Here is a 2,549-nt window from a genome sequence, read left to right as displayed (position 1 = left end):
GATGAGCACCCTGTAGGCGGTCGTGTCGAAGCGTGTGATGGGTCCAACGCCGGACTCGCCGGCGACGAGGCGTCGCCAGAACGTGTCGACGTCGTTGCCCAGCGGCGAGACCACGCCGAGGCCGGTGACGACAACTCTGGTGGGCGGCGCCATCAGATGCCCAGTCCACCGTCGACGGGGAGCGTAACGCCCGTGATGAAACGCGCCTGTGGCGAGGCCAAGTAGACGACGGCCTGGGCCACGTCGTCCGTCGTCCCGATACTCTTGAGCGGTGTCGCGTCGACGATCAGCTTGCGCGTCTCCTCTGGCAGGGCCTGCGTCATCGGCGTGTCGATGTAGCCGGGAGCGATGGCGTTGACGCGAACGCCGCGCGCGCCGAGCTCTTTGGCCAGTGACTTGGTGAGGCCGATGATGCCTGCTTTGGCCGCGGCGTAGTTGGCCTGCCCCGCGTTGCCGCGGCGCCCCACCACGCTCGCGAGGTTGATGATACAGCCTGCGCGGCGGCGGAACATCTTGCGCGCCGCAGCCTTGCTCACCAGGAATGTGCCGCGCAGGTGCGTCGCGATGACGCTGTCGAAGTCTGCCGGATCCATCATCATGACGACGTTGTCGCGCGTGATGCCGGCGTTGTTCACGACCACGGACAGCGGACCGAGGTCGCTCTCGGTGCGCTCGACCATGACGCTGACCTGCTCTTCGGCGGAGACGTCGCCCATGACCACGAGGCCGCGGCGACCCAGCGTCTCGATCTCGGCGACGACGGCGGCGCAAGCGGCTTCGTCCGCGAAATCGTTGACGGCGACGTCGGCGCCGGCCGCGGCCAGGCTGAGCGCGATAGCGCGCCCTATTCCGCGGCCGGCGCCAGTCACCAACGCAACGGATCCCGTCAGATCAAGCTCGACGCTCACGCACCCTCCCAGTAGCGTGGGTCTTCGCGCAGCGCCCCGATGGTATCGGCGTCGGCGGCCCGGGCCACCGTCGCCTCCGGGGCGATGCGGCCGACCTCAAGGAATGAATCATACCCTGCTGCATACAGGGTCTTCACGGACTGGGTGAAGCGAACCGGCGAGACGAGCTGCTTCGCGAGCAGCTCGACGAAGTCGCCGGTCTCGAACTCGAGGCTGCAGACCGAGAAGAACGCCGGGTCCGGCGTGTGCCACTCGGTCTTCTCGAGCTCGGCGCGCAGCGGCGCCTGCGCCGCCGCGATCAGCGGCGAATGGAAGGCGCCGCTCACGGCCAGTGGGATCACACGCTTGGCGCCGGCCTCCGTGGCCCGCGCGGTCAGCTCGTCCAGAGCAGCATTCGTGCCGCTCACCACGACCTGGCCGGGACTGTTGAAATTGGCCGGCCACAAGCTGCCGCCCGCGGCCGTCAGCTCCTCGATCTTCTCGTCGGGCAGGCCGATGACGGCGGCCATGCCGCCAGGGTTCGCCTCGGCGGCGCGCAGCATCTCCTCGCCACGACGCCGCACCAGGCGCAGCGCGTCGTCGAAGGACAGCGCGCCGGTGGCAACCAGCGCCGAGTAGTCGCCGAGGCTGTGACCGAAAGCGGCGTCAAACCGCAGTCCGGCGTCGGCCAGGATGCGGAAGATGCCGATGGAGTTGGCGAGCAGCGCCGGCTGCGTCACGTCGGTGCGCGCCAGGGTCTCGGCCGGTCCCATGGCGCAGACTTGCTCGAGGTCGAACTCGAGCACGTCCGAGGCCTCGCCGTAGCTGTCGCGCATCTGCGGATAGGCGGCGCAGAGGTCGCAGCCCATGCCGACGGCCTGGGACCCCTGTCCGGGAAACATCAGTGCGAGCTTGCTCATGACGTCCTCCAGGACGCTGTGTGTCGGTGCGACTCAATGATTACCCCGAATGGCGACGAAGGTCGACCGAGGCGCTGGCGCGCTGCGGTCACAACTCCCACTTGGTGAGGCACGAACCCCATGTGAGCCCTGCTCCGAACCCGGCCATCAGCAGCATGTCGCCCTTCTTCAGGCGGCCATTCTGGCTGGCCTCGTGGAGACAGATCGGGATGGAGGCGCACGAGGTGTTGCCGTAGCGGTCGAGGTTGGCGAAGACCTGCGCCTCCGTGAACCCCAGACGGCGTGCCGCGGTCTCGATGATACGGATGTTGGCCTGGTGCGGCACGAACAGGTCGACGTCTTCCACGGTGAGCTCGGCGTCGCCGAGCACCTTCTCGCACGAGCCGACCACCGTGCGCGTGGCGAACTTGAACACTTCGCTGCCGGTCATATGCATAGCGTGCTCGTGACGGCGCACGGTCTCGTAGCTCGCCGGCTGGCGGCTGCCGCCCGCCGGGACGAGCAGGTTGGAGGCGCCGCTGCCGTCGTTGCCGAGGTCGAAGCTGAAGATGCTGCCGTTGTCGGTAGGCTGCACGAGCACGGCGCCGGCGCCGTCGCCGAAGAGCACGCAGGTGCTGCGATCCTCCCAGTCGACCATCTTGCTGAGCACTTCGGCGCCGACCACGAGGACGTTCTGATAGATGTTCGCCGAGACGAACGCCGTGGCGATGGCGAGGCCGTAGACGAAGCCGGTACAGCCGGC

The 2,549-nt window shown here is 68.1% G+C and carries 4 protein-coding genes; all 4 read right to left on the bottom strand.

From position 1 onward, the window contains the following. The coding region (locus WC493_RS23775; RefSeq protein ID WP_373069228.1) for a beta-ketoacyl synthase N-terminal-like domain-containing protein at window positions 1–153 on the bottom strand (153 nt) is incomplete at its 3' end. Next, the gene (fabG, locus tag WC493_RS23770; protein ID WP_373069226.1) at window positions 153–908 is read right to left on the bottom strand and encodes a 3-oxoacyl-[acyl-carrier-protein] reductase; all 756 of its coding nucleotides are present in this window, start codon (window positions 906–908) and stop codon (window positions 153–155) included. The genes WC493_RS23775 and fabG, both read right to left, overlap by 1 nt. Next, a complete protein-coding gene (locus WC493_RS23765; RefSeq protein ID WP_373069224.1) occupies window positions 905–1,807 on the bottom strand; it encodes an ACP S-malonyltransferase in 903 nt (300 codons plus the stop codon). The genes fabG and WC493_RS23765 overlap by 4 nt, the downstream gene beginning before the upstream one ends. Before the next feature lie 88 nt (window positions 1,808–1,895). Next, window positions 1,896–2,549, bottom strand: a 654-nt coding sequence (locus WC493_RS23760) for a beta-ketoacyl-ACP synthase 3 (protein ID WP_373069222.1), incomplete at its 5' end; no start/stop codon positions are given.

The sequence above is a fragment of the Zavarzinia sp. genome (assembly GCF_041650655.1).
Lineage (GTDB): Bacteria > Pseudomonadota > Alphaproteobacteria > Zavarziniales > Zavarziniaceae > Zavarzinia.
This window is presented reverse-complemented; position numbering and strand designations above follow the sequence as displayed.